General features: G+C 63.7%; 21 protein-coding genes and 1 tRNA gene. 15 read left to right on the top strand and 7 right to left on the bottom strand.

Annotated features, from left to right (window positions below):
* The 4 genes from prpC (at position 1) to prpD (ending at position 6,641) form a co-directional block, all read left to right on the top strand.
* A complete protein-coding gene (prpC, locus tag FHW75_RS07770) occupies positions 1 to 1,128 on the top strand; it encodes a 2-methylcitrate synthase (protein WP_016714742.1) in 1,128 nt (375 codons plus the stop codon).
* Positions 1,129 to 1,291: 163 nt separating this feature from the next.
* Positions 1,292 to 3,880: a Fe/S-dependent 2-methylisocitrate dehydratase AcnD gene (gene acnD / locus FHW75_RS07765; protein ID WP_183673445.1), complete on the top strand. Its 2,589-nt coding sequence runs from the start codon at positions 1,292 to 1,294 to the stop codon at positions 3,878 to 3,880.
* Positions 3,881 to 3,893: 13 nt separating this feature from the next.
* Positions 3,894 to 5,084 (top strand): 2-methylaconitate cis-trans isomerase PrpF, encoded by a 1,191-nt coding sequence (gene prpF, locus FHW75_RS07760; RefSeq protein WP_183673443.1) that lies wholly within the window; start codon positions 3,894 to 3,896, stop codon positions 5,082 to 5,084.
* A 72-nt stretch (positions 5,085 to 5,156) separates the two neighbouring features.
* Entirely contained in the window at positions 5,157 to 6,641 is a 1,485-nt protein-coding gene (gene prpD, locus FHW75_RS07755; RefSeq protein ID WP_019097594.1) for a 2-methylcitrate dehydratase, read from the top strand.
* Positions 6,642 to 6,713: 72 nt separating this feature from the next.
* On the opposite strand, the gene acnB is transcribed toward prpD, so the two are convergent.
* Complete coding sequence (acnB, locus tag FHW75_RS07750; RefSeq protein ID WP_019097595.1) at positions 6,714 to 9,323, bottom strand: bifunctional aconitate hydratase 2/2-methylisocitrate dehydratase; 2,610 nt, start codon at positions 9,321 to 9,323, stop codon at positions 6,714 to 6,716.
* A 405-nt stretch (positions 9,324 to 9,728) separates the two neighbouring features.
* Between acnB and FHW75_RS07745 the strand changes: the two genes are divergently transcribed.
* Complete coding sequence (locus tag FHW75_RS07745; protein WP_161751678.1) at positions 9,729 to 10,211, top strand: DUF1289 domain-containing protein; 483 nt, start codon at positions 9,729 to 9,731, stop codon at positions 10,209 to 10,211.
* A gap of 10 nt (positions 10,212 to 10,221) precedes the next feature.
* Here FHW75_RS07745 and queD read toward each other — a convergent pair whose 3' ends face one another.
* Entirely contained in the window at positions 10,222 to 10,578 is a 357-nt protein-coding gene (gene queD, locus FHW75_RS07740; RefSeq protein WP_019097597.1) for a 6-carboxytetrahydropterin synthase QueD, read from the bottom strand.
* Positions 10,579 to 10,781: 203 nt separating this feature from the next.
* Here queD and FHW75_RS07735 point away from each other — a divergent pair, with 203 nt between their 5' ends.
* The 5 genes from FHW75_RS07735 to FHW75_RS07715 all read left to right on the top strand — a co-directional run bounded on the left by FHW75_RS07735 (position 10,782) and on the right by FHW75_RS07715 (position 14,787).
* A complete protein-coding gene (locus tag FHW75_RS07735) occupies positions 10,782 to 11,090 on the top strand; it encodes a PepSY domain-containing protein (RefSeq protein WP_019097598.1) in 309 nt (102 codons plus the stop codon).
* A complete protein-coding gene (locus FHW75_RS07730; protein ID WP_019097599.1) occupies positions 11,090 to 11,404 on the top strand; it encodes a PepSY domain-containing protein in 315 nt (104 codons plus the stop codon). The genes FHW75_RS07735 and FHW75_RS07730 overlap by 1 nt, the downstream gene beginning before the upstream one ends.
* Positions 11,405 to 12,073 carry a response regulator transcription factor gene (locus FHW75_RS07725; RefSeq protein ID WP_019097600.1) on the top strand — a complete coding sequence of 223 codons (669 nt, stop codon included), beginning with the start codon at positions 11,405 to 11,407 and terminating at the stop codon, positions 12,071 to 12,073.
* Positions 12,070 to 13,389: a sensor histidine kinase gene (locus tag FHW75_RS07720; RefSeq protein ID WP_019097601.1), complete on the top strand. Its 1,320-nt coding sequence runs from the start codon at positions 12,070 to 12,072 to the stop codon at positions 13,387 to 13,389. The genes FHW75_RS07725 and FHW75_RS07720 overlap by 4 nt, the downstream gene beginning before the upstream one ends.
* A gap of 243 nt (positions 13,390 to 13,632) precedes the next feature.
* Positions 13,633 to 14,787, top strand: coding sequence for an HPP family protein (locus FHW75_RS07715; protein WP_019097602.1), 1,155 nt, complete (start codon positions 13,633 to 13,635; stop codon positions 14,785 to 14,787).
* Here the strand turns inward: FHW75_RS07715 and FHW75_RS07710 are convergent.
* Positions 14,761 to 15,627: a LysR family transcriptional regulator gene (locus FHW75_RS07710; RefSeq protein ID WP_025754393.1), complete on the bottom strand. Its 867-nt coding sequence runs from the start codon at positions 15,625 to 15,627 to the stop codon at positions 14,761 to 14,763. The genes FHW75_RS07715 and FHW75_RS07710 overlap by 27 nt on opposite strands.
* A 179-nt stretch (positions 15,628 to 15,806) precedes the next feature.
* Here FHW75_RS07710 and FHW75_RS07705 point away from each other — a divergent pair, with 179 nt between their 5' ends.
* A complete protein-coding gene (locus FHW75_RS07705) occupies positions 15,807 to 17,696 on the top strand; it encodes a propionyl-CoA synthetase (protein ID WP_019097997.1) in 1,890 nt (629 codons plus the stop codon).
* A 65-nt stretch (positions 17,697 to 17,761) separates the two neighbouring features.
* Here FHW75_RS07705 and zapE read toward each other — a convergent pair whose 3' ends face one another.
* Positions 17,762 to 18,832, bottom strand: coding sequence for a cell division protein ZapE (gene zapE / locus FHW75_RS07700; protein WP_019097998.1), 1,071 nt, complete (start codon positions 18,830 to 18,832; stop codon positions 17,762 to 17,764).
* Between the two features lie 275 nt (positions 18,833 to 19,107).
* Here zapE and FHW75_RS07695 point away from each other — a divergent pair.
* A tRNA-Gln gene (locus FHW75_RS07695) sits at positions 19,108 to 19,182 on the top strand.
* Positions 19,183 to 19,293: 111 nt separating this feature from the next.
* On the opposite strand, the gene FHW75_RS07690 is transcribed toward FHW75_RS07695, so the two are convergent.
* The 3 genes from FHW75_RS07690 to FHW75_RS07680 are packed head-to-tail and all read right to left on the bottom strand — an operon-like array spanning position 19,294 to position 24,421.
* The gene (locus tag FHW75_RS07690; RefSeq protein ID WP_019097999.1) at positions 19,294 to 21,681 is read right to left on the bottom strand and encodes a response regulator; all 2,388 of its coding nucleotides are present in this window, start codon (positions 21,679 to 21,681) and stop codon (positions 19,294 to 19,296) included.
* A 13-nt stretch (positions 21,682 to 21,694) separates the two neighbouring features.
* Positions 21,695 to 22,156 (bottom strand): response regulator, encoded by a 462-nt coding sequence (locus tag FHW75_RS07685; RefSeq protein ID WP_019098000.1) that lies wholly within the window; start codon positions 22,154 to 22,156, stop codon positions 21,695 to 21,697.
* Positions 22,157 to 22,171: 15 nt separating this feature from the next.
* Positions 22,172 to 24,421: an ATP-binding protein gene (locus FHW75_RS07680; protein WP_019098001.1), complete on the bottom strand. Its 2,250-nt coding sequence runs from the start codon at positions 24,419 to 24,421 to the stop codon at positions 22,172 to 22,174.
* Between the two features lie 253 nt (positions 24,422 to 24,674).
* On the opposite strand from FHW75_RS07680, the gene FHW75_RS07675 reads away from it, so the two are divergent.
* From FHW75_RS07675 to FHW75_RS07665, 3 genes are read left to right on the top strand one after another with little or no spacing between them, the layout of a single operon-like run.
* Positions 24,675 to 25,202, top strand: coding sequence for a spore coat U domain-containing protein (locus FHW75_RS07675; RefSeq protein WP_019098002.1), 528 nt, complete (start codon positions 24,675 to 24,677; stop codon positions 25,200 to 25,202).
* 30 nt (positions 25,203 to 25,232) lie between these two features.
* On the top strand, positions 25,233 to 25,769 hold the full coding sequence (locus tag FHW75_RS07670) for a spore coat U domain-containing protein (protein ID WP_019098003.1): 537 nt from the start codon (positions 25,233 to 25,235) through the stop codon (positions 25,767 to 25,769).
* 18 nt (positions 25,770 to 25,787) lie between these two features.
* Positions 25,788 to 26,321 carry a spore coat U domain-containing protein gene (locus FHW75_RS07665; RefSeq protein ID WP_019098004.1) on the top strand — a complete coding sequence of 178 codons (534 nt, stop codon included), beginning with the start codon at positions 25,788 to 25,790 and terminating at the stop codon, positions 26,319 to 26,321.

Here is a 26,321-nt window from a genome sequence, read left to right as displayed (position 1 = left end):
ATGGCCGAAGCAAAAGTACTCAGTGGCGCAGGCCTGCGCGGCCAAGTGGCTGGTCAGACCGCACTGTCGACCGTGGGCCAGGCCGGTGCCGGGCTGACCTACCGGGGTTACGACGTGCGTGACCTGGCGGCCGGTGCCGAATTCGAAGAAGTCGCCTACCTGCTGCTGTACGGCGAGCTGCCAACCCAGGCCGAACTGACCGACTACAAGCGCAAGCTCAAGGGCCTGCGTGACCTGCCGCAAGCACTGAAGGAAGTGCTGGAGCGCATCCCGCGTGACGCTCACCCGATGGACGTGATGCGCACGGGTTGTTCCGTGCTGGGCACCCTGGAGCCCGAGCTGACCTTCGAGGCCCAGCGCGACAAGACTGACCGCTTGCTGGCGCTGTTCCCGGCCGTGATGTGCTACTGGTACCGCTTCACCCATGAGGGTGTGCGCATCGATTGCACCAGCGACGAAGACACCCTCGGTGGCCACTTCCTGCACCTGCTGCATGGCAAGAAGCCGAGCGAGCTGCACGTCAAGGTGATGAACGTGTCGCTGATCCTCTACGCCGAGCACGAGTTCAATGCCTCGACCTTCACTGCCCGGGTCTGTGCCTCGACCCTGTCCGACCTGTACTCCTGCGTCACCGCTGCCATCGGCTCGCTGCGCGGCCCACTGCACGGCGGTGCCAACGAGGCGGCGATGGAGCTGATCGAGCGTTTCCAGAGCCCGCAGGACGCCACCGCCGAGCTGCTGCGCATGCTGGAGCGCAAGGACAAGATCATGGGCTTTGGCCACGCGATCTACAAAGAGTCCGACCCGCGCAACGAGGTGATCAAGGGCTGGTCGAAGCAGTTGGCCGACGAAGTGGGTGACAAGGTGCTGTACCCGGTTTCCGAAGCCATCGACAAGACCATGTGGGAGCAGAAACGCCTGTTCCCCAATGCCGACTTCTACCATGCCTCGGCGTACCACTTCATGGGCATCCCGACCAAGCTGTTCACCCCGATCTTCGTCTGCTCGCGCCTGACCGGCTGGGCGGCGCACGTCTTCGAGCAGCGCGCCAACAACCGCATCATCCGCCCGAGTGCCGAGTATGTCGGCGTCGAGCAGCGCCAGTTCGTGCCGATCGAACAACGCTGAGCTGACTTCGCAGGGGCTGCTTTGCAACCCTTTCGCGGCACAAGGCCGCTCCTACAGGACGGCGCAATACCTGTAGGAGCGGCCTTGTGCCGGGAAAAGGGGTGCAAAGCACCCCCGTGGCCAGACCTGCAAACCGAATACCGTGACCGAGCCTGATAACGATATGAACACTGCATTCCGCAAGCACCTGCCAGGTACCGACCTGGACTACTTCGATGCCCGTGCGGCGGTCGAGGCGATCAAGCCCGGCGCCTACGACGGCCTGCCATACACCTCCCGCGTGCTCGCCGAAAACCTGGTGCGCCGCTGCGACCCGGCCACCCTCGATGCGTCGCTGAGCCAGCTGATCGAGCGCAAGCGCGACCTCGACTTCCCGTGGTTCCCGGCCCGCGTGGTGTGCCACGACATTCTCGGCCAGACCGCGCTGGTCGACCTTGCCGGCCTGCGTGACGCCATTGCCGACAAAGGCGGTGACCCGGCCGCGGTCAACCCCGTGGTGCCGGTGCAGCTGATCGTCGACCACTCGCTGGCCGTCGAGTGCGGTGGTTTCGACCCGCAGGCGTTCGAAAAGAACCGTGCCATCGAAGACCGCCGCAACGAAGACCGCTTCCACTTCATCAACTGGACCAAGAAGGCGTTCAAGAACGTCGACGTGATCCAGCCGGGCAACGGCATCATGCACCAGATCAACCTGGAGAAGATGTCGCCCGTAATTCACAACGACCGTGGCGTGGCCTACCCGGACACCTGCGTCGGCACCGACAGCCACACCCCGCATGTCGATGCCCTGGGCGTGATCGCCATCGGCGTGGGCGGCCTGGAAGCGGAGAACGTGATGCTCGGCCGCGCCTCGTGGATGCGCCTGCCGGAAATCGTCGGCGTCGAGCTGACTGGCAAGCTGGCACCGAACATCACCGCCACCGACCTGGTGTTGGCCCTGACCGAATTCCTGCGCAAGCAGAAAGTGGTCGGCGCGTATCTGGAGTTCCACGGTGAGGGTGCCCGCGCCCTGACCTTGGGCGACCGCGCCACCATTTCCAACATGGCCCCGGAATACGGTGCCACCGCAGCCATGTTCGCCATCGACCAGCAGACCATCGACTACCTGCGCCTGACCGGCCGCGAAGAGCAGCAGGTCAAGCTGGTCGAGACCTACGCCAAGGCCGCCGGCCTGTGGGCCGACAGCCTGGGCGGCGCCGTCTACGAGCGCACCCTGAGCTTCGACCTGTCGAGCGTGGTGCGCAACATGGCCGGGCCGTCCAACCCACACGCCCGCGTGGCCACCCGTGACCTGGCTGCCAAGGGCATTGCCGGCAATTGGGAAGACGTGCCAGGGCAAATGCCTGACGGCGCGGTGATCATCGCCGCCATCACCAGCTGCACCAACACCAGCAACCCGCGCAACGTGATTGCCGCAGGCCTGCTGGCGCGCAATGCCAACAAGCTGGGCCTGGCCCGCAAACCTTGGGTCAAGTCGTCGCTGGCACCGGGCTCCAAGGCCGTGCAGCTGTACCTGGAAGAGGCGGGGCTGGAGAAGGAGCTGGAGCAACTGGGCTTTGGTATCGTCGCCTTCGCCTGCACCACCTGCAACGGCATGTCCGGCGCTCTGGACCCGGTAATCCAGCAAGAAATCATCGACCGCGACCTGTACGCCACCGCCGTGCTGTCGGGTAACCGCAACTTCGACGGGCGTATCCACCCGTATGCCAAGCAGGCCTTCCTGGCGTCCCCGCCACTGGTGGTGGCCTATGCCATTGCCGGCACCATCCGCTTCGACATCGAGAAGGATGTGCTGGGTGTGGTCGATGGCAAGGAAATCCGCCTCAAGGACATCTGGCCGAGCGATGAAGAGATCGACGCCGTGGTGCGTGCTGCGGTGAAGCCAGAGCAGTTCCGCAAGGTGTACATCCCGATGTTCGCCATCGAGGAAGACCGTGGGCCGAAGGTGGCGCCGCTGTACGACTGGCGCCCGATGAGCACCTACATCCGCCGCCCCCCCTATTGGGAAGGTGCCCTGGCCGGTGAGCGCACCCTGCGCGGCATGCGCCCGCTGGCGGTGTTGCCGGACAACATCACCACCGACCACCTGTCGCCGTCCAACGCCATCATGCTCGACAGCGCGGCCGGTGAGTACCTGGCGAAAATGGGCCTGCCGGAAGAAGACTTCAACTCCTACGCCACCCACCGTGGCGACCACCTGACCGCCCAGCGTGCCACCTTCGCCAACCCCAAGCTGTTCAACGAAATGGTGCGCAAGGAAGACGGCAGCGTGAAGCAGGGTTCGCTGGCGCGTATCGAACCGGAAGGCAAGGTCACCCGCATGTGGGAGGCCATCGAAACCTACATGCAGCGCAAGCAGCCGCTGATCATCGTGGCCGGCGCCGACTACGGCCAGGGTTCGTCCCGTGACTGGGCGGCCAAGGGTGTGCGGTTGGCGGGTGTCGAGGCGATCGTGGCCGAAGGCTTCGAGCGCATTCACCGCACCAACCTGGTGGGCATGGGCGTGCTGCCGCTGGAGTTCAAGCCGGGCACCGACCGCAAGACCCTGGGCCTGGACGGTAGCGAGACGTATGACGTGCTGGGCGCGCGTACGCCCCGGGCGACCCTGACGTTGGTGGTTACCCGCGCCAATGGCGAGCGCCTGGAAGTGCCGGTGACCTGCCGCCTGGACACCGCCGAGGAAGTGTCGATCTACGAGGCGGGTGGCGTGCTGCAGCGTTTTGCCCAGGACTTCCTCGAAGCAACCGCTTGAACAGGACTTGAACATGGCACATGTACCGCAAGTGAAAATCCCCGCCACCTACATCCGTGGCGGCACCAGCAAGGGTGTGTTCTTCCGCCTGCAAGACTTGCCCGAGCAGGCGCAAATCCCGGGGCCGGCCCGCGATGCGCTGCTGTTGCGGGTAATCGGTAGCCCCGACCCTTACGGCAAGCAGATCGACGGCATGGGCGGTGCCACCTCCAGCACCAGCAAGACCGTGATCCTGTCGCAAAGCATCAAGCCCGGGCATGATGTGGACTACCTGTTCGGCCAGGTCAGTATCGACAAGGCGTTTGTCGACTGGAGCGGCAACTGCGGCAACCTGTCTGCGGCGGTCGGTTCGTTCGCCATCAGCAGTGGCCTGGTGGACGCGGCGCGCATTCCACGCAACGGCATCGCCACGGTGCGCATCTGGCAGGCCAACATCGGCAAGACCATCATCGCCCATGTGCCGATCACCGAAGGTGAAGTGCAGGAAACCGGCGATTTCGAGCTGGATGGGGTGACCTTCCCGGCGGCCGAGGTGCAGCTGGAGTTTCTCGACCCGGCAGCCGACGAAGACGGTGACGGCGGTTCGATGTTCCCGACCGGTAACCTGATCGATGAGCTGGAGGTGCCGGGCGTGGGTACGTTCAAGGCCACCCTGATCAATGCCGGCATTCCGACCATCTTCGTCAATGCGGCCGATATCGGTTATACCGGCGCAGAACTGCAGGACGCCATCAACGGGGACCCTCAGGCGCTGCTGCGTTTCGAGACCATTCGTGCATACGGTGCCGTGCGCATGGGCCTGATTGAAAACGTCGACCAGGCAGCCGGACGTCAGCACACGCCAAAAGTGGCGTTCGTTGCGCCGCCGAGCACCTACACTGCGTCCAGTGGCAAGGCGGTGCAAGCGGGTGGTATCGACCTGCTGGTGCGCGCCTTGTCCATGGGTAAACTGCACCATGCGATGATGGGGACGGCTGCGGTGGCGGTTGGCACTGCGGCGGCCATTCCGGGCACGCTGGTCAACCTCGCGGCTGGCGGGGGTGAGCGTAGCGCCGTGCGTTTCGGCCACCCCTCGGGCACCTTGCGGGTCGGGGCCGAGGCGCGTCAGGTGAATGGTGAGTGGACAGTGACCAAGGCAATCATGAGCCGCAGTGCTCGCGTGCTGATGGAGGGCTGGGTTCGCGTGCCTGGCGATAGCTTCTAACGCACCACTGGCGCTCGGCTTTAGTTAGTTGGGGCTGCATAGCAGCCCCGGCAATTCTGAAGGGAGCTGGATATGAGCGCCAACGTTGACCTGAACGACCGCCCGGACTACGACCTGGTGCTGCAAACCCTGGCCGACTACGCCCTCGGCTACCGGGTCGATTCCGCCGAAGCCCTCGATACCGCACGCAACTGCCTGATGGACACCCTGGGCTGCGGCCTGCTGGCCCTGCGCTTTCCCGAATGTACCAAACTGCTCGGCCCTCAGGTGGAGGGCACGCTGGTGCCCAATGGTGCCCGCGTCCCCGGTACCGCCTACCGGCTCGACCCGGTCAAGGCGGCCTGGGACATCGGCTGCACCGTGCGCTGGCTGGATTACAACGACACCTGGCTGGCGGCCGAATGGGCTCACCCCTCGGACAACCTGGGCGGTATTCTGGCCGTTGCCGATCACCTGTCGCAGAAGCGCGTGGCCGCTGGTGAAAAACCGCTGCTGATGCGTGATGTGCTCGAAGCCATGGTCATGGCCCATGAGATCCAGGGCGTGCTGGCACTGGAAAACTCGTTCAACCGAGTCGGTCTCGATCACGTCATTTTAGTGAAAGTGGCCTCGACTGCCGTGTGCGCCAGGTTGATGGGCGCCAACCGCGAACAGATGCTCTCGGCGTTGTCCCATGCCTTCGTCGATGGCCAGGCCCTGCGTACCTATCGGCACGCGCCCAATGCTGGCTCACGCAAGTCCTGGGCCGCAGGTGATGCGTCCAGCCGTGGCGTGCGCCTGGCCGATATCGCCCTGCGCGGTGAGATGGGCGTACCGGGTGTGCTCACGGCGCCACAATGGGGCTTCTACGACGTATCGTTCAGCCATACCAACAAGGACCTGGCGCTCAAGCCCGCCGGGCAGTACGAACTGCGTCTGCCTCAGGCCTTGGGCAGCTACGTGATGGAAAACGTGCTGTTCAAGGTCAGCTTCCCTGCCGAATTTCACGCCCAGACTGCCTGCGAAGCGGCAGTTACCCTGCACCCTCGGGTACGTAACCGCCTGCATGAAATCGACCGCATCGTCATCACCACCCAGGAGTCGGCAATCCGCATCATTTCCAAGAGCGGCCCGCTGGCCAATGCCGCTGACCGTGACCACTGTCTGCAGTACATGGTGGCAGTGCCGTTGATCTTCGGGCATCTGGTGGCGGAGCACTATGAAGACACCTTCCATGCCAACCACCCCAGCATCGACCGCCTGCGCGAGAAGATGGAAGTAGTGGAAGACCCGCGCTTCAGCCGCGAGTACCTGGAGCCGGACAAGCGCTCCATCGCCAATGCGCTGCAGGTGTTCTTCAAGGATGGCAGCAGTACAGAGCAGGTGGTGGTGGAATACCCTATCGGGCACCGGCGGCGGCGAGGGGAGGGCATACCCCTGCTGGAGGCCAAGTTCAGGGCCAACCTGGCAACGCGATTTGCGCGCCAGCGGTGTGGGGAGGTACTGGAGGTGTGCAAGGACCAGCAAACGCTGGAAGGGATGGCGGTGCACCGGTTTGTGGATTTGTTCGTGATCTGAGCGGGTGAGAGCAGGCAAATGAAAAGCCCCGGCATCGCTGCCGGGGCTTTCTTTTACAGCGTGTAACTCAGCTTACGCCTGAACCACCGGGATCTTGGCGTTGGCTGCCGCTTCGCGGAACTCGGCGATCTGGTCGAAGCTCAGGTAGCGGTAGACGTCGGCAGCCATGCTGTCGATGTCTTTCGCGTACTGCATGTACTCTTCGACGGTCGGCAGCTTGCCGATGATCGAAGCGACAGCAGCCAGCTCGGCCGATGCCAGGTACACGTTGGTGGCGTCGCCCAGACGGTTCGGGAAGTTACGGGTCGAGGTGGAGACCACGGTCGAGCCGGTCTGCACACGTGCCTGGTTACCCATGCACAGCGAGCAGCCTGGCATTTCCATGCGCGCACCGGCCTTGCCGTAGATGCCGTAGTAGCCTTCTTCGGTCAGCTGGTGGGCATCCATCTTGGTTGGCGGGGCCAGCCACAGACGGGTCGGAATACCGCCCTTGACCTTTTCCAGCAGCTTGCCGGCAGCGCGGAAGTGACCGATGTTGGTCATGCACGAACCGATGAACACTTCGTCGATCTTCTCGCCCTGTACCGAAGACAGCAGGCGGGCATCGTCCGGGTCGTTCGGCGCGCAGAGCACAGGCTCTTTCACGTCGGCCAGGTCGATTTCGATGATTTCGGCGTATTCGGCATCGGCGTCGGCCGACAGCAGCTCAGGCTTGGCCAGCCAGGCTTCCATGGCCTGGGCGCGGCGCTCCAGGGTGCGGGCATCGCCGTAGCCTTCGCCGATCATCCAGCGCAGCAGGGTGATGTTGGACTGCAGGTACTCGGCGATGGCCTTCTCTGGCAGCTTGATGGTGCAACCGGCAGCAGAACGCTCAGCCGAGGCGTCGGACAGCTCGAAGGCTTGCTCGACGGTCAGTTCGTCCAGACCTTCGATTTCCAGGATGCGGCCGGAGAAGGCGTTTTTCTTGCCTTTCTTCTCGACGGTCAGCAGGCCCTTCTGGATGGCGTAGTAAGGGATCGCATGCACCAGGTCACGCAGGGTGATGCCAGGTTGCAGTTTGCCCTTGAAGCGCACCAGGATCGATTCTGGCATGTCCAGCGGCATGACGCCGGTGGCAGCGGCGAAGGCTACCAGGCCGGAACCGGCCGGGAACGAGATGCCGATCGGGAAGCGGGTGTGCGAGTCGCCACCGGTACCCACGGTGTCAGGCATGAGCATGCGGTTCAGCCAGCTGTGGATGATACCGTCGCCCGGGCGCAGCGACACGCCGCCACGGGTGCGGATGAAGTCTGGCAGGGTGTGGTGGGTGGTGACGTCGATCGGCTTCGGATAAGCCGCGGTGTGGCAGAACGACTGCATGACCAGGTCAGCGGAGAAGCCCAGGCAGGCCAGGTCTTTCAGCTCGTCACGGGTCATCGGGCCAGTGGTGTCCTGGGAGCCGACGGTGGTCATCTTAGGCTCGCAGTAGGCACCTGGGCGCACGCCCTGGCCTTCTGGCAGGCCACAGGCACGGCCGACCATCTTCTGCGCCAGGGTGAAGCCCTTGCCGGTGTCGGCTGGCTGCTCTGGCTTCTTGAACAGGTCCGATGGGCCCTGGCCCAGCTCGGCGCGGGCTTTTTCGGTCAGGCCACGGCCGACGATCAGCGGGATACGGCCGCCAGCGCGGACTTCATCCAGCAATACTTCGGTTTTCAGCGCGAATTCGGTAACCAGCTCGTCGCTGCCGTGACGGCGCACTTCGCCTTTGAACGGGTACACGTCGATGACGTCGCCCATGGCCAGGTTGCTGCAGTCGAATTCGATCGGCAGGGCGCCGGCGTCTTCCATGGTGTTGTAGAAGATCGGGGCGATCTTGGTGCCGAAGCAGAAGCCACCGGCGCGCTTGTTCGGCACGTATGGGATGTCGTCACCGAAGAACCACAGCACCGAGTTGGTGGCGGATTTACGCGACGAACCGGTGCCGACCACGTCACCGACGTAGGCAACCGGGAAGCCTTTGGCCTTGACGGCTTCGATCTGGGCCAGCGGGCCGACCGAACCTGGCTGCGACGGCTCGATGCCGTCACGGGCCATTTTCAGCATGGCCAGGGCGTGCAACGGGATGTCAGGGCGCGACCAGGCGTCCGGGGCAGGGGACAGGTCGTCGGTGTTGGTCTCGCCAGGCACCTTGAACACGGTCAGGGTGTACTTGTCGGCGATGGCCGGGCGCGAGGTGAACCACTCGCCGGCAGCCCAGGACTCCAGCACGGCCTTGGCGTGGACGTTGCCCGCCTTGGCTTTTTCGGCCACGTCGTGGAAGGCATCGAACATCAGCAGGGTGTGCTTGAGCTGTTCGGCCGCGACGGCGCCCAGTTCGGCGTCATCCAGCAGTGCGACCAGCGTTTCGATGTTGTAGCCGCCCTGCATGGTGCCCAGCAGTTCGGTGGCGTGCTTGCGGTCGATCAGTGGCGACTTGGCTTCGCCCTTGGCGACGGCGGAGAGGAAAGCAGCCTTGACGTAGGCAGCTTCGTCGACCCCTGGCGGTACGCGGTTGGTGATCAGGTCTACGAGGAAGGCTTCTTCGCCGGCCGGCGGGTTTTTCAGCAGCTCGACCAGGCCTGCAGTTTGTTCGGCGTTCAGCGGCTGGGGCACGATACCCAGGGCGGCACGCTCTTCGATGTGTTTGCGGTAGGCTTCAAGCACAGTTATTTCCCTCATCAGTGGTCCCTAAAGGGGGTCCGGGACGCTCATCCAGCATTCCATGCACCCATGCGCTGCTACGGCTTTGTGGGCCGCCCAGCCAGGGTCGCAAAGAATCCTTACAGAAGCTGCTTTCAAAGTTTTACGCCTGCAGAACGGGGAGCTGATGAGGGCTGGCGCGGCCATGCGAGGGTGCATGGCCCGGGCCAACGCCGTTCTACCGGATTAACTGTGCTCGTGACGCTTTGAAAACAGCTTCCAACGGACATTGTTGCCTTTGAAAAGGCGGGATGATTCTACGGCAAAAAAAGCCCGAAGGTAAGGCGCAGAAGATGACTTTAACGAGTGACCCTGGTTAGACAAAGGGCTAACATGGGGCCGTGTTCCACCGCCAAGCTGTTGTTTTTCATGTCCAACAAGTCCATCAAGACCCCTTGCGTCGGCCTGTGCTCCACGGTGTACGGAGACACGGTGTGCCGTGGCTGCAAGCGCTTCCACCACGAAGTGATCAACTGGAACGGCTACGACGACGCGCAGAAGCGCGCGGTATGGCTGCGCCTTGAGCAGTTGCTGGTGCAGGTGATGATGGCCAAGCTGGAGGTGTTCGACAAAGGCTTGCTGCGCCAGCAGCTGGAACAGCGCTCCATCCGGTTTGTCGAGCAGCAGTCGGCGTATTGCTGGGCGTACCAGCTGATTGCCCGTGGGGCGCGGATGATCCGGGACCTTGAGGCCTACGGCATGGCCTTGCTGCCGGAGTTCCGCGACTGGGAACTGCCGCAACTGCGCGATGCCATCGACCGCGAATTCTTCCTGCTTTCAGAGGCGCATTACCAGCGCTACATCGCCCCCAGCTTCCTGCGCGATGCCATGGGCAGCACGCAGGGGCAGTGAGCCGGGCGAATCAGTCGCCGGTGTATTCACACCCGCTGGTGCAGGTTTCGTGGATGCGCACCTTCGACAGCTCTGGCATCAGCGGCTTGACCTGCTCCCAGATCCACTTGGCGATCACTTCGCTGGTGGGGTTTTCAAGGCCCGGGATGTCGTTCAGGTAGTTGTGGTCCAGCTGGTCATAGATTGGCTTGAAGATCGCCTTGACCTCGGCGAAGTCGCGAATCCAGCCGGTGTGCGGGTCCAGCGGGCCGGTCAGGTGCAGGCCGACCTTGAACGAATGGCCATGCAGGCGGCCGCATTTGTGCCCTTCGGGAACGTGGGGCAGGCGGTGGGCCGACTCAAAAGTGAACTCTTTAAAAATTTCCACGCTGTCATAACTCTGTGTGAATCAATAATGCGCGCAGTCTACCAGCATGCCCGCTACAAGGCTTGCAGGTGTTCATGCAACCGCCCGGTGGTGTGGTCTTGACCTGCGCTATCATGGCGCCAGCTGTTTTCAGGTTGAATTAAGGACCGGTGGTTAATCTTAACCCCGTAGACAACTTGCACAGTTCTCAGGAGAGAAGCACGATGAAAACCTTGACTGCCCTGTTCACCGCCGCCGCCCTTGCCCTGGGCGCCAATGCCGCCTTCGCCAAGGACGTACAGCCTGACGAAGTGGTTAAACTGGTCAACGCCAAGACCATCAAGTCGCTTGACGAGCTGAAAGCCGCCGCCGTGGCCAAGCACCCGGGCGCCACCGTCACCGATTCGGAGCTGGAAGACGAGTACGGCCGCTACATCTACAAGGTCGAACTGCGTGACACGCAGAACGTAGAATGGGACGTGGCGCTGGACGCCAAGACCGGTGAAGTGCTGAAGGACGAGCGGGACAACTGATGATTCACTTACCGCGGCCAGCGCGCTACCTCGCGCTGGCGCTGCTGGCCGTGTGTTCGCTGGCCGCTGCCCGCGACCTTGACCAGGACGAAGCCCTGAAGCTGCGCCAGAAGGGCGTCATCCTGCCGCTCGAACAATTGCTGGAAACCGCCCTGGGGCGTTACCCCGGGGCGCGTTTGCTGGAGGCCGAGCTGGAAGAGGACGACGATCGCTACGAATATGAAGTCGAACTGCTGACGGCGGACGGTGTGGTGCGCGAGATCAAGCTCGATGCCAGCACCGGCGCCTTGCTCAAAGACGAGGAAGACGACTGAATGCGCCTGTTGCTTGTCGAGGACAATGTACCGCTGGCCGACGAGCTGACCACCGGCCTGCAGCGCCAGGGTTATGCCGTGGACTGGCTGGCTGACGGCCGTGATGCGGTGTACCAGGGCCAGAGCGAGCCCTACGACCTGATCATTCTCGACCTTGGCCTGCCGGGCTTGCCGGGCCTGGACGTGCTCGCCCAGTGGCGTGCCGCTGGCCTGGCCACTCCGGTATTGATCCTTACCGCCCGTGGCTCGTGGGCCGAGCGTATCGAGGGGCTGAAAGCCGGGGCTGATGACTACCTGAGCAAACCGTTCCACCCGGAAGAGTTGCAACTGCGCATCCAGTCGCTGCTGCGCCGTGCGCGCGGCCTGGCCAATCAGCCAACCCTGGAAGCTGCCGGCCTGCACCTGGATGAAAGCCGCCAGTGCGTGAGCCGTGATGGCGTGGATGTGCAACTGACCGCCGCCGAGTTCCGCCTGCTGCGCTACTTCATGCTGCACCCGCAGCAGATCCTGTCCAAGAGCCACCTGGCCGAGCACCTCTACGACGGTGAGACCGAGCGGGATTCGAACGTGCTGGAAGTACATGTCAACCACTTGCGCCGCAAGCTGGGTCGCAGCGTGATCGAGACCCGACGCGGGCAAGGCTATATCTACGCGGGGAGCACCGGGTGAAGTCGATCCAGGCGCGTTTGAGCCTTGGCCTGGTCGCGGTGCTGGTGGTGGTCGGGGTGGTCCTGGCGCAACTGACCTTGTGGTTGTTCGAAGCCGGCCTGCAGCGTTACCTGGAAAACGGCCTGCGCAAGGAAAGCGAGAACCTGCTGGTGGCACTGGTGCGCGGGCCATCCGGCCTGCAGCTGGATGAGCGGCGCATCTCGGCGGCGTATCAGCGGCCTTTTTCCGGTTATTACTTCCGAATCGATTTCGACAAAGGCACCTGGCGCTCACGCTCGCTGTGGGACCTGGACATGCCCAAGCCTGCTGCGCCAGGCCTTTCCGACAGCCATGAGCTCGGTCCGGAAGGGCAGCAACTGCTTGCCCTGCGCGCTGACTACCGGCGCCTGGGCCAAGACATCTCGATCAGCGTCGCACAGGATTACTCGCCGGTGCGTGAGGGCTTTCGGCGCATGCAGCAGATCGGCCTTGGCATGGGCCTGGTGGCACTGATTCTGGTGTTGGTGCTGCAGCGCATGACCGTAACGCGCTCGCTGCGGCCGTTGGAGCGGGCGCGCCAGCAGATCGCCCAACTGCAGCAGGGCCAACGGTCACAACTGGATGCCGAGGTGCCCAGCGAGCTGGCCCCGTTGGTGGGGCAGATCAACCACTTGCTTAGCCATACCGAAGACAGCCTGCGCCGTTCGCGCAATGCCTTGGGTAACCTGGGGCATGCACTGAAGACACCGTTGGCGGTGCTGCTGAGCCTGGCGTCGAGTGAGCGCCTGAAGGACTTGCCCGAAGTGCGGGCGCAGATGCGTGAGCAGCTGGAGCAGATTCAGCAGCGGTTGGCGCGCGAACTGAATCGCGCGCGGTTGGCGGGTGATGCCTTGCCCGGTGCGCAATTCGATTGCGATGCCGAACTGCCGGGGTTGCTGAGCACGTTGGGCATGATCCATGGGGAAGGGTTGCTGCTGGCCAGTGATGTGCCCCCCGGGTTGCTGTTGCCATGGGACCGTGAGGACTTCCTGGAGTTGTTGGGCAACCTGCTGGACAACGCCTGCAAGTGGGCAGACAGCGAAGTGCGCCTCGGCATTGGGTCGAATGCCGAGGGCTATCAGGTATGGGTCGATGATGACGGCCCGGGGATTCCCGAGGGCCAGCGGCAGCAGGTGCTGGAGCGTGGTTCGCGGCTGGATGAGCAGGTGCACGGGCACGGTCTGGGGTTGGGCATCGTACGCGATATCGTCGAGGCCTGGGGCGGGCGGCTGGCCTTGCTGGAGAGCCCGCTGGGTGGGCTTCGCGTCAATATCGACCTGCCGCGCAAGGCCCGATAATGCCGGGGCCGCTGTGCGCCCCTCCAGGCCCTGTCAGTACTGCAAAAAAATTGCAGTACAGCCGCATTTTTTTGAATTAGCCCAATCTCCCCCCGCCCGGCAAAATCCCATTCACGAAACCCTGCGGTTTCCATCTCTCCACGGACGGAGCCCCTTGTGGTATTGCACGCGCAATACGAGGCCCAGGCCACCTCGGCTGGGCTTTCTTTTTAATCAGAAAAACCAAAGATTCCGACTACTCAAATGCCTGCCTCGCGTTCCGAAAGTCGTCTGCAGCGGCTGTTGCCGGCGCCCCTGAATATTCCCCCAAAAGAATGGCTGCGTGCCGCTATCGGTGCGTTGCTCGGCCTGTTCCTCGCCGGCTGGCTGACCAGCATCGCCTATGGCCCCGGTATCGCCCTGCATCTGCTTGGCCCGCTGGCCGCCTCGGCTGTGCTGGTGTTCGCCGTGCATTCCGGCCCACTGGCCCAACCCTGGCCGGTGCTGGGCAGCTATGCCCTAGCGGGCGCGGTCGGCCTGGCCATGCGCGAAGGCTTCGGCCCCGAGCTGTGGGTAGCCGCAGCCGCCCTGGGCATCTCGCTGCTGGTGATGTGCCTGCTGCGCTGCCTGCACCCGCCGGGTGGCGGGGTGGCGGTGAGTGCAGTGCTGGCTGACTCAGGGCTGACGGCCATGGGCGACCACTTGCTGGAGCCGGTGCTGCTCAATGCGTTGATCCTGGTGACAGTGGCGATTGTCTACAACCGCCTGACGGGCGTGCGCTACCCGAAAGGCGCGGTGCCGCGCAAAGACCTGCACCACACCCATGACCCGCTGCCCGGCGAGCGGGTTGGCATCCGCAGCGAAGACCTGGACCAGGCCCTGGAAGAGCTGGGCGAGTTCGTCGACGTCACCCGTGACGAGCTGGAGCGCATCATTCTCGCCACCGAGCAGCATGCCTTGCAGCGCAGTCTCGGCGGTATTACGGCGGCCTCGGTGATGTCCCGCGACGTGCAGTTCGCCACGCCCGATACCACCCTTGAGCAGGCCTGGAAAATGCTCGCCAGCCACCACCTGAAAACCCTGCCGGTATTACAGCACGGTAAACTGGTGGGCATCGTCAGCCTCAGCGACCTGGTTGGCCCGGCCATGCAGCGCGGCCGTTTCAGCTGGCGCGGGCTGTTTGGCCGCAAGGCGGTGCGCATGGAGCAGGTGATGAGCCGGCGAGTGGTGAGTGTCTGCAGCCAGCACCCGTTGGAGCGCCTGCTGCCGCTGTTGTGCGAACAAGGCTTGCACTGCCTGCCGGTGCTCGACGCCGACCAGCTGGTGGGGGTGATTACCCAGACTGACCTGATCGCCGGCCTCAAGCGCCAGTTGCTCAGCAAAGCCGAGGCGTCAGATAACCGGGTCCCAGCGCTGTGACCAGTCGCTGGCGCCTGCAGCCACCAGCCGGCGCAAGATGGCGAAGGCCTGTTGAAGGGCTTCGCTGTCGCGTTCGCGTGGATACACCAGGAAGGTTGGGTAAGTGAACTCCGGGGCCTGCGGTACCCGCTCGAACACACCGCTGTCCAGGTATGCCTGCACCACCCGCGTGCGGAAGTAACCGCTGCCACCCTGGTCGAGAATGAACTGCAAAGCCAACGGGCCGAGGTTGAAGCTTAACGCCGGGCGCGCGCAATCGGGCAGGGCGGCATCGTGCCGACGGCGGAAGGCCTCGCCCCAGTCGATGTAGATATACGGTTCGGGTTGGTCGACGCGGCGCACGCGGATCAGTTTCTCTTCCATCAACTGTTCCACCTGCAAGCCCGGCCCGTAGGTCGGCTGGTACACCAGCGCAGCGTCCAGCAGGCCCATCTCGACCTTGCGCAGCAGCGACTCGCCGTCGCTCACTTCGCTGCGTATGGCGTGGCTGGGCAGTTCACGGTGCAGGGCAGTGACCCAGTCAAGCAACATCGGGTTGCCCAGGCTGACTTCTGCCCCCACATGCAGCACTTGCTGGCAGCCTTCAGGCAGCGGCAGGTCGCGCCGCGCTGCTTCCCAGGTTTGCACCAGCTGGTTGGCATAACTGACAAAGGCCTCGCCGTCGCTCGTCAGGCTGGCACCGTTGCGGCTGCGCACGAACAGCTGGCAGCCCAATTGCTGCTCCAGGCGCTGCACCCGGGCGGTAATGGCCGTCTGTGACACGAACAGGCGTTCGGCGGCGGCGACCAGGCTGCCGCAACGCACGATTTCCAGAAAGGTTCGGGCCTGTTCGATGTCCATGGGCTGCTCGGTGGCTGAAGGGTGGCCTATTCTAGAGGCTTTGCACCGTTATGGGGCGCTTTAGCGTTGTCTGCAAATTTGCAGGTCGGTTGTGACTTTAGTCCCATGGCGGCGCCGTTGTAGCGGTCCATACTCAAGGTTCGCCCTTCAATAACAACAAGTACCGGGTTCCTTTCACTATGAGCTATCAGCACAGCTACGCCCATTCCATTTCCGACCCTGCCGCATTCTGGGCGGAACAGGCCGCGCACCTGGCCTGGCACCGCAAGCCTGCCCTTATCCTTCAAGACAACGCCGACGGTACCCACCGCTGGTTCGCCGATGGCCGCCTGAACAGTTGCTACCTGGCCCTCGATCACCAGATCGAGCAGGGCCGTGGCGAGCAGCTGGCACTGATTTACGACTCGCCGGTGACGGGCGTGCAGCAGGCCTATACCTACAACCAGTTGCGCGACGAAGTGGCGCGCCTGGCCGGCTTGCTGCGCCAGCTAGGGGTAAACAAGGGCGATGGTGTGATCATCTACATGCCCATGGTGCCGCAGGCGGCCATGGCCATGCTGGCCTGCGCGCGCATTGGAGCGGTGCACTCGGTGGTGTTCGGTGGCTTTGCCGCCAACGAGCTGGCGCTGCGTATCGATGACGCCCGGCCGGCGCTGTTGCTCACGGCATCCTGCGGGCTGGAGTTCGACCGGGTAATTGCCTACAAGCCGCTGGTCGACCGTGCCCTGCAACTGGCCCGGCACCAGCCGCGCAATGTGCTGGTGCTGCAACGGCCGCAGGCACAAGCTGAACTGCAACCAGGCCGCGACCTGGACTGGCAGGCGGCCTTGGCCGGCGCCACGCCGGTCGCCCCGGTCGAACTGGATGCCGGTGACCCGCTGTACATCATGTACACCTCGGGCACCACCGGCAAACCCAAGGGTATCGTCCGGGAAAACGGCGGTAATGCTGTGGCGCTGTGCTATGCCATGCGCCATATCTATGGCATGCAGGCCGGCGATGTATGGTGGGGCATTTCCGACGTGGGCTGGGTGGTCGGCCATTCGCTGATCGTCTACGGGCCGTTGATGAGCGGCTGCACCACGGTGTTCTACGAAGGCAAGCCGATCCGCACCCCGGACGCCTCGGCCTACTGGCGGGTGGTGGAGCAATACAAAGTCAATGCGCTGTTCTGTGCGCCCACCGCCATGCGTGCCATCCGCAAGGAAGACCCGGAGGGCGAGCTGATCCGCAAGCACGATCTCAGCTCGCTGCGCCAGCTGTTCCTGGCGGGTGAGAAGCTCGACTCAAGCACCCATGAATGGCTGGAGCGGGTCAGTGGCAAACCGGTGCACGACCATTGGTGGCAGACCGAAACCGGCTGGCCGGTCACTGCGCCCTGCGTCGGGCTGGAGGGCAGCGCGGCCAAGCCGGGCTCAAGCAACCGGGCGGTACCGGGCTACCATGTGCGTGTCGTGGATGACGAAGGCCACTTGCTGGGGCCTAATCACCAAGGCTCGATTGTCATTGCCCTGCCGTTGCCGCCCGGGTGCAGCCAGACGCTATGGGGCGACCACGAGCGTTATTTGCAGGCCTACCTGCGCACCTATCCGGGTTACTACCACACAGGCGATGGCGGCTACCTGGACGATGATGGCTTTGTCTACATCATGGGGCGCACGGATGACGTGATCAACGTGTCCGGGCACCGCCTGTCCACCGGCGAAATGGAAGACCTGGTGGCCTGTCACCCGGCGGTGGCCGAGTGCGCGGTGATTGGTGTGCACGACGAGATCAAGGGGCAGGTGCCGCTGGCGCTCGTTGTGCTCAAGGACGGCGAGGGCATCAGCGAGGCGCAGTTGCTGGTGGACCTGGTGGGCAGCGTGCGCGAGGCAATCGGCCCGCTGGCCTGTTTCAACCGGGTTCGGCTGGTGAAGCGTTTGCCTAAAACGCGGTCGGGGAAGATCTTGCGGGCGGTGCTGCGCAAGATTGCCGACGGGCAGGACTACGTGCCGCCTTCGACCCTGGATGACCCGGCGGTGCTGGGGGAGATCGAGGGGGTGCTGGCGGATTTGCCCAGGGCGGGTTGATGCGCTGACTCTTCTGGCCTCTTCGCGGGGTTACCCGCGAAAAGGCCGTATCAGGCAATGGAGATCTAAGGGGCTACCTGATGCAGTTGCCCCAACCGGCTGCGGGTTCGCATCAGGTCGGCAAGCGGCCCGCCCAGGCTCTCTTCCAGCGGTCGCTTGCCAATCACCGTCACTTGGCGGTCCTGGTCATACAGCACATCCACCAGGTTGACGAAGCGCTGCTGGGCTGCCAGCGAACACTCCGCCAAGTCATCCAGCCCATCAATGATCCACTCATCATACTGCTGCGCCAGCACCAGGTAGTCGATCACCGCCGTGGCCTTTTCGCACAAGTCGTCAAACCCGAGCACCACCCGCCGGCCGTCGATGGCCAGTGCGCGTAGTGGGCGCTTGTTCACCTCCAGCATCACCGGCTGTTCGCGCGGCACGTTCAGCGCCTGGCGCTGCGCGGCATCGCCTGGCCACACATAATGGCCCTGGGTGAAACGCTGGTGCTCGCGGTTGGCCGGCAGGCTGCGAAAATCCGTATCGCCGCCTACCTCCAGCACTTGCATAGCGCTGTTGATCAGGCGGATCACGGGCAGGAAACGCTCGTGGTACAGCGGGTTGGGCAGCAAGCCCTCAGGGGCGTAATTGGAGGTCACCAGCAGGAACACGCCACGGGCGAACAAGGCGTTGAACAACCGGGTGAGCAGCATGGCATCGCCAATGTCATGCACATGGAACTCATCGAAGCACAGCACCCGGCAATTGCCCACCAGCTCATCGAGTGTGGCGCCCAGTGCATCGTCCAATGCCCGGTGGTGGTGCATGCCCTGGTGCAAGCGGGCAAAGAAGTCATGAAAGTGCAGGCGCAGTTTGGCTTCTACCGGCACCGCCTGGAAAAAGCCATCGAGCAGCCAGCTCTTGCCGCGTCCCACCGAGCCGTACAGGTAAAGGCTGCGTGCTTGCCCTTGTTCGAGCTGTGCCAGTTGTGTGGCCATGCACTGGATCACCCGTCGCTGGCCATCACTCAGCTGGTAACCCCGGCTGCGGGCTTTTTCCTCGAACCAGTCGAGCAGTTCACTGTTGTTGGCTTCGGCGCCACGCAGGCGTTGGCCAAGCTGGCGAAGTGGGGCGGGGATCCAGGCAGACAAATGCACAGCTCCTTGGGTGATGGCGGGGCAGCGTGCAGCTTGCCCGAGGGCGGCCATTTTGACTAATACGGAAAGTGGCCGGCAATGATCGCTTCATGCGATAGGTCTGGCATCAGCGCGGGCGAAAATGACTAACTCGCTGTTTTCTGGCAATTTTTTTCATCAGGGGGCTTCACAGATCAAAACTTTGTTGTTAAAGTGCCGCGCATTCCAAGACAACAACCCAGTTGTCACTCAGTTGGAATTGTCAGAGCAGCAAGCGCTGCATCCGATACAGGGGCGTCGCCAAGCGGTAAGGCAGCAGGTTTTGATCCTGCCATGCGTTGGTTCGAATCCAGCCGCCCCTGCCATTTTTCAGATTCAAACGTATATCACCCGGTGCCTGGAAAGATGAGCGCTGGGTTTTGTCGTTTTTGTCGTTTTTGCGCGATGTCTGTAGAGCGGCCTTGTGCCGCTCTCAACTAACCTGCAATCCCCAGCATTTCATTCAGCACCCTGGCCAGCTCATCCGCCTGCACGGGCTTCTGGATGACCACGCTGCGCGGTAATTCCAGGCCCTGCAACTCCGCATAACCGGTAAGAAACACCACCGGCAGGTGCGGGTAGCGGTCACGGGCCGCCAGCGCCAACTGCGCGCCGTTGAACTCGGGCATGGCGAAATCGGTAAGCAGCAGGTCGATTTCCCCATCCAGCAGGACCAGGGCCTGTTCGCCGCTGTGCGCCTGGCGCACCTGGTAGCCGTACTGGCGCAACACGTCGCCCAGCATGTCGCGCACCAGGTGGTCATCATCCACCAGCAGCACCGTACGGTTGCGGCCACTGTCGCTGACCGGCTGCCTGAGCAGCGGTACGGCCGGTTCGCTCATGGCCTGCTCCTTGACCGCCGGCAGATACACCGCCACTTGCGTGCCACGGCCAGGTACGGTGTCGATGCGCACGCCGCCCCCGGACTGTTTGGCAAAGCCGAACACCTGGGCCAGGCCAAGGCCGGAGCCCTTGCCGATGTCCTTGGTGGTAAAGAACGGCTCGAACACCTTGGCCAGCACGTCTTCGCTCATGCCGCAGCCGGTATCGCGGATGCTCAGCATCACGTATTCCCCAGGCTCCGGGTCTTCGGGGCGCTGTGGGCGGGTATCGATGCAGGTATTGTGAGTGGTCAGGGTCAGCTGGCCGCCATCGGGCATGGCATCGCGGGCATTGATCGCCAGGTTGAGGATGATCATTTCGGTCTGGGTAGGGTCGGTCAGGGCCTGCCACAGGGCCGGATCCAGGTCCAGGCGTACCGAGATGTTACCGCCCAAGGTGCGGCTTAGCAGTTCTTCCAGGCCGGTCAGGGTGCGATTGAGGTTCAGCGGCACGGGATCCAGGCGCTGACGGCGGGAAAACGCCAGCAGCTGTGAAGTCAGCTTGGCGCCACGCTCGCCGGCTTCGCGGATGTGCGTGAGGCGCGTGCGGGCTTTGTCCAGGTTGGCCTTGGCCAGGTCGCGCTCGAGAAAGCTGGCGCCGGTGAGGATTACCGTCAGCAGGTTGTTGAAGTCGTGGGCCACGCCTGCGGTCAGCTGGCCGACCGCTTCCAGCCGTTGCATCTGCTGCAGCGCCGCCTCGATGCGTTCGCGCTCGTTGATCTGCTCGCGCAGGCGCGTGTTGGCTTCTGCCAGGCCAAGGGCGGCTTCGCGCTCGCTGGTAATGTCACGCGCCACCACGTACAGCAAGGTGTCCTCGGGCACCACCACCCACGACAGCCAGCGCTGCTGCCCACCGGCGTGCTGGATGCGCCCGACGAAGCGGGCACTGGTGCGGCCGTGGGCGAGGGCGGCCAGCTCGGTAAGCAACAGTTCCTGGTCGTGCTCGGGCAGCAGGTGCAGCAAGGAGGACTGGCTCAGGCGCTCGCGGGAGAAGCCCAGGCTGGCTTCCCAGGCGGGGTTGAGTGCGACTGGGGTCAGGTCCTTGTTGAGCACGGCCAGCAGGTCCTGCGACAGCTCCCAGGCGCGGTCGCGTTCACGGGTGCGGCGTTCCACCCGCTCGCCCAGCATCTCGTTGAGCTGGCGCAGCGCCTGGGTGGCCAGGCGCTGGGTGTGGATGTCCTGCAGTACGCCGGAAAAACGCACGCACTGGTCGTTGACGAACTGGCACTGGCCGCTGCTAAGCAACCAGCGTGGCTCCAGCCCGTTGGGTTGGGCAATACGGAACTCGACCCGGTAGTGGCCCCCGCTTTCCGGGCGCATGGCGTGCTCCACCGCCTCGCGCACCAGTGGCAGGTCGTCGGGGTAGATGCCGGCGTAGAACACGTCAAGGCTCATTTCGGTGCTGGTGGGCAGGCCGAACAGCGTCTTGCAGCGGTCGTCCCACAGCAGCAGGCCTTCTTGCGGGCGCAGGTCCCAGGTGCCCATGCCGGCGGCGTCGATGGCGATGCGGGCACGGGCTTCGACATCTGCCAGTGCCTCTTCGGCGCGGCGCCGGCGCTGGCGTTCCTGCACCTCGGTCAGGGCCCGGCGCACGGCCTTGGGCAGCAGCGGCAAGTTTTTCTTCAGCACATAGTCGGTGGCGCCGAGGCGGATCATTTCCACCGCGTGCTCTTCGCCATAGATGCCGGACAGGAAAATGAACGGTACGGCTGGCGCCAGGCGTTGGGCGATGGCCAGCACCTCGGTGCCGGACGAGCCTGGCAGCACGCAGTCGCACAGGATCAGGTCATAGTGGGCCTCACGCAGGGCATGTTCGACACCCCAATGGTCGAACACCAGCCGGTGCTGCACATTCAGCCCGCTGCGCTCCAGGCGCATCAGGGTCAGCTCGGCGTCCATCGAGCTGTCCTCGACCATCAGTATTTTCAACGGCGTTTGCTGCATCGTTGCGGCGGCCTCAGTTGCTACCGCGACGGTTCAGCCGCAGTGAGCCGGGTGGCGGTTCGTTGAGCACTGCCCAGAATACCCCGAGGTCGGAGATGGCGGCGACGAATTCCTTGAATTCCACCGGTTTGACCACATACGCGTTCACCCCCAACTCGTAGGCGCGCAGCAGGTCGGGCTCCTCCCGCGAGGAGGTCAGCATGACCGTGGGGATGCTGCGCAGTTCAGGTGTGGTACGAACTGCCTTGAGCACTTCAAGGCCATCGACCTTGGGCAGTTTCAGGTCCAGTAGCAGCACGGCAGGGTTGCCGTCGTCGCGATCGGCATAGACATTGCGGCGCAGCAGGTAGTCCAGGGCATCGGCGCCGTCGCGCAGCACGATGACTTCGTTGGCCAACTGGCTACGCTCCAGGGCCAGCAGCGTCAGCTCCAGGTCCCTTGGGTTGTCTTCGACCAGCAGGATGGGTTTGAGCATGGTGATAGTGGTGCCTCAGGTGGATGCGGGGTGGTGTGGCAGGGTGAAGTGGAAGCTGGCACCCTGGTCGATCTGGCCAGTGGCCCAGACCCGGCCGTCATGGCGCTCGATGATACGACGTACGCTGGCCAGGCCAATCCCGGTGCCTTCGAAGTCCTCCATGCGGTGCAGGCGCTGGAACACCCCGAACAGCTTGTTGGCGTAGGCCATGTCGAAGCCTACGCCATTATCGACGATGATGATTTCGGTTTCGTCAGGGTGCTGTACCGCGCGGATGCCAATGTGCGCGGGGTTACGGCCACGCGTGTACTTGATGGCATTGGCGATCAGGTTGTGCAAGGCCATGTTGATGAATGCCGGATCGCCGATCACCTTGGGCAGTTCAGCAATGTCCCAAACGATTGCGCGGCCTTCGTAATCCGGCGCCAGCTCGCTGCGAATCGCATCGACCAGCGTGTTGAGGTCGACGTCGGACAGGCGCAAGGCCGAGCGGCCCATTTGCGAGAAGTTGAGCAGGTTGTCCACCAGGCTGCCGGCGAAGTGCGCTGCTTCTCCGATATGCTGAAGGTAGCGCTTGCCGCGTTCGCTCAGACCCTGGCCTTCGATTTCGCCGAGCAGTTCGGTGTAGCCGGCAATGTGCCGCAAGGGGGCGCGCAGGTCGTGGGACACGCTGTATGAAAATGCTTCAAGCTCTTTGTTCGAACGGCGCAGCTCGCCTGCCAGTTGCGCCAGCTCTTCGGCCTTGCGCAACACAATGCCCAGCACCGCGCTGCGCAACTCCATCACGCCCTCGATCACCAGCGGGTCCCAGGGCTCGCAGTAGTCGCGCAGTTCTTCCTGCCAGCGTTCGAAACTGTGCCGCGGGTCGAGGTTGCCCTGCGGCCCGGCCTGCTTGGTCGGCTGGCCAGCCCAGTTCACCGTGCGCACCTGCTCGGGGCGAAACCACAGCAGGTAGTGCGAGTGGATCTGCGAGATGGCCACCGCCAGCACACCGCCCGCATGGGCGGCCAGCTCGGGCAGGTCGGTGATGTCACGGCGCAGGTTGTCACTGTGGAACACGGTGTCTGCACCGCGCTGGCCAAGCCAGTGTACCAGCGCGGTCACCTGGGCTTCGGGCGGGGTCTTGCCGATCAGGTCGCAGCGTTCGGCCGAGATCACGGCGGCACCCTGCGCATCGGCAAAGGCCAGTAGCACATGGGGCAGGTCGCGCAGGCCGTCGCTGACGCTGTCATGGTCGGCCATGGACGAGATCATGCGCACGATGTGTTGGCGCAGCGCCAGCAGCTTGCGTGTGCTGGCATGCGCCTCGCGGGACTCGATCTGCAGCGACAGCACGCTGGCCAGCAGCTCGCTGGCCGTGCGGGTACGCAGGTCCACTGCGCGCGGCTGCTCATGGTGGCAGGACACCAGCCCCCACAGTTCACCGTCGACCACGATCGACAACGACATCGACGCCAGCGTGCCCATGTTGCGCATGTATTGCAGGTGCACCGGTGACACGCTGCGCAGCGTGGCAAAACTCATGTCCAGTGCCTTGCCGGTACGCGGGTTGGTGGCCGGGTGCAGGGGCGAGGGTTGGTAGTTGGCATCTTCGATCACGCGGATGCGGTTCATCCGGTACAGCTCGCGCGCCTGGCGCGGGATGTCTGCAGCCGGGAAGCATAGGCCCAGGTAACGGGGGTAGCCCGGGTCGGCCACCTCGGCCAGCACCTGGCCGTTGCCATCGGCATCGAAACGGTACGCCTTGACCCGGCCAAAACCGGTGATGCGCTTGAGTTGCAGCACCGTTTGCTGCAGCAGGTCTTCAAGGCTGCTGGCCAGCTGAAGGCTGCCAACGAAGCTGCGCACCAGTGGGTAGTAGTCGCCTTGCCCGACCAGGTCCGGTGGCAGGCGTGGGGGTTCGAGCTCGGCCACCAGCACGTCGTCGTGACAGTGCACCAGCAGGTGCAACGGGGTGCTGAACGGCGCGCCTTGGCGCAAGCGCACGTCGCCTATGTGAAAAGGGAAGATTTCATCGTCGGGTATGCGCGCGAGCTGCGCGCGTAGGTCAAAACCGTCGCCGACCAGGTGGGTGAATTGGCAACCGATCAGTTCCCGGGCCGGCAAACCCAGCCACTGTTCGACATTTTCACTGGCCTGCAGCACGCACAGGTCGGTGGCATCCAGCACCAGCAAGAAACCGTGGGGCTGGATGCTGCTCGGCACGTGGATCGGTTCCCGGGCACAGCGTTCCATGGCTTCTTCCAGCGTGTTGTCTGCAGTCATCAGTGAAAACGCTCCTGTCTTGTCCGTCCCTGTATGGCACAGGATAAGGTGTGTCACCCTAACAGAATATCAGCAGTTTTACCGGCCTCTGGCCATTGGAGGCATTGGGTAGCGAGGGGTTCTACGCGGTGCTGGTTTTTTTTGACGGGGCGGTATCGCTTTATCGCTAATACAAAAAAATGGCTTGATGCCACCACGGTCGCGCTGCCTCGCTGCTACGCTCAATTCAGGACGTAACGACAAGGATAACAAGGTGACGGAGCGCTTGGTGGCCGTGCTGTTGGGCCTGTTGTTCAGCGGCAGTACCGTGGCAGCGGATTTTCTCGTGGAAGTGCGGGTGCTGGTGCAGCGTGGCTGCATGCTGGTTACCCAGGCACGCGATGCGGGAGCCCAGGCCCTGGGGCGAATAGACCTAGGGGTAACAGCGCGCCTGGACGGCCCGGACGCACCGCTCAGTGGCGTATTGCTGAGCCAGCGCCCGCCGCGCCTGGAGTGCAACCCCGACACCCCTTACCAGATACGCGTCGATGGCGGCCAGCATGGCGGCGTTGGCGAGTTGCGCTACCTCGCCAGCAGCGACCGTTCGGCCCGGCCCATTCCCTACCGCGTTTACCGCGACGCGGCTTGGCGCGAGCCGCTGGTAGTCGGCGTGGCTCAATCGGCGAGGGTGCCCAGTAGTGGTTCGGCCGAACTGCCGTTGTACGCGCGCATCGACAAGCTGGCCTGGGTACCGAGCGCAGGCGCGTATGCCGACCTGCTCAAAGTCACGGTCACCTGGTAGGGACGCCGCCATGCACAAGGACGCCATGCCATGAACCGTACTTCCATCCTGTTACTCACCCTTGGGCCATTGCTGGTAACTGGCGGTGCGGCGCACGGCAGCACCACCGGTTTCATCCAGGCGCGGCTGGTGATCAGCGCGGCCTGCCAGATCAGCAGCAACGACACTCAACCGGCCGTACTGGGTAACCCGGGGCTGCTGGATTTCGGTGAACGTGGCCCGAACTGGGACCAGCCGCTGCGCAGCCGGGTTGACGAAGCAAGCGGCGAGGGCAGCCTGCAGATCAGTTGCACGCCTGAGGTACGGGCGTTCAACGTGCGGATCAACGGTGGCCTGAATGGCGACGACGGCATTCGCCGACTGAGCAACGGCCGTGAACTGATCCCTTATCAACTGGCGGTCGACCCGGGTGGCAACAGCCGCTACGCCATCGGCCAGGCACGCGCCTTCACCATCAATAGCACCCGGCAGATCCCGATTCCCATCTACGGAGTGGTAGTGGCGCAACGTCGCGCGCTGCCGGCCGGGCTGTACCGCGACACCCTCAGAGTGACCCTGGACTGGTAACTACGCAAGGAGACTCCGATGCGAACGAACCTCTCACGCTGCATGCTTGCAGGCCTTTGCCTCGCGCTGGCCTCCCAGGCCCAGGCGGCGACGGTAACCGGGAATATCACCTCGACGCTGACCTTGATTGCCGCGTGCCAGGTCAACGGTAGTTCGGGTACATCGGGGCTTAACTTCGGTGCCTTGAACTTTGGCACCCAGGATGCCCTGTTCACTACCGCAAATGCCCAGGTACTGGGGGGCGGGGGCGGCGCCATGAGCATTCTGTGCTCGGCCGGTACGGTGCCGGTGGTCAAGGTACGTGCGGGCCTGCACGACGGCCAGTCGAGCGGTGGCACGCGTGCCCTCGCTGACGGCGCTGGCAACTTTGTACCTTACGACCTGTATACCGACTCGGGGCGTACAACGTTGCTGGCAATCGACGGCACCATCACCCTGCCCACCAGTACGGGTGTGGCCCAGACCGTCAACCTGTACGGCAAGGCCGTGGGCAAGGCGGGTTTGCCAGCTGGGGTGTACAGCGACACGATTTCGGTTGAGCTGTCGTTCTGA

The sequence above is a fragment of the Pseudomonas sp. OG7 genome (genome assembly GCF_014192825.1).
Lineage (GTDB): Bacteria > Pseudomonadota > Gammaproteobacteria > Pseudomonadales > Pseudomonadaceae > Aquipseudomonas > Aquipseudomonas monteilii.
The sequence above is the reverse complement of the archived record's forward strand: the minus strand, read 5'-3'. Positions and strand labels throughout refer to the sequence as shown.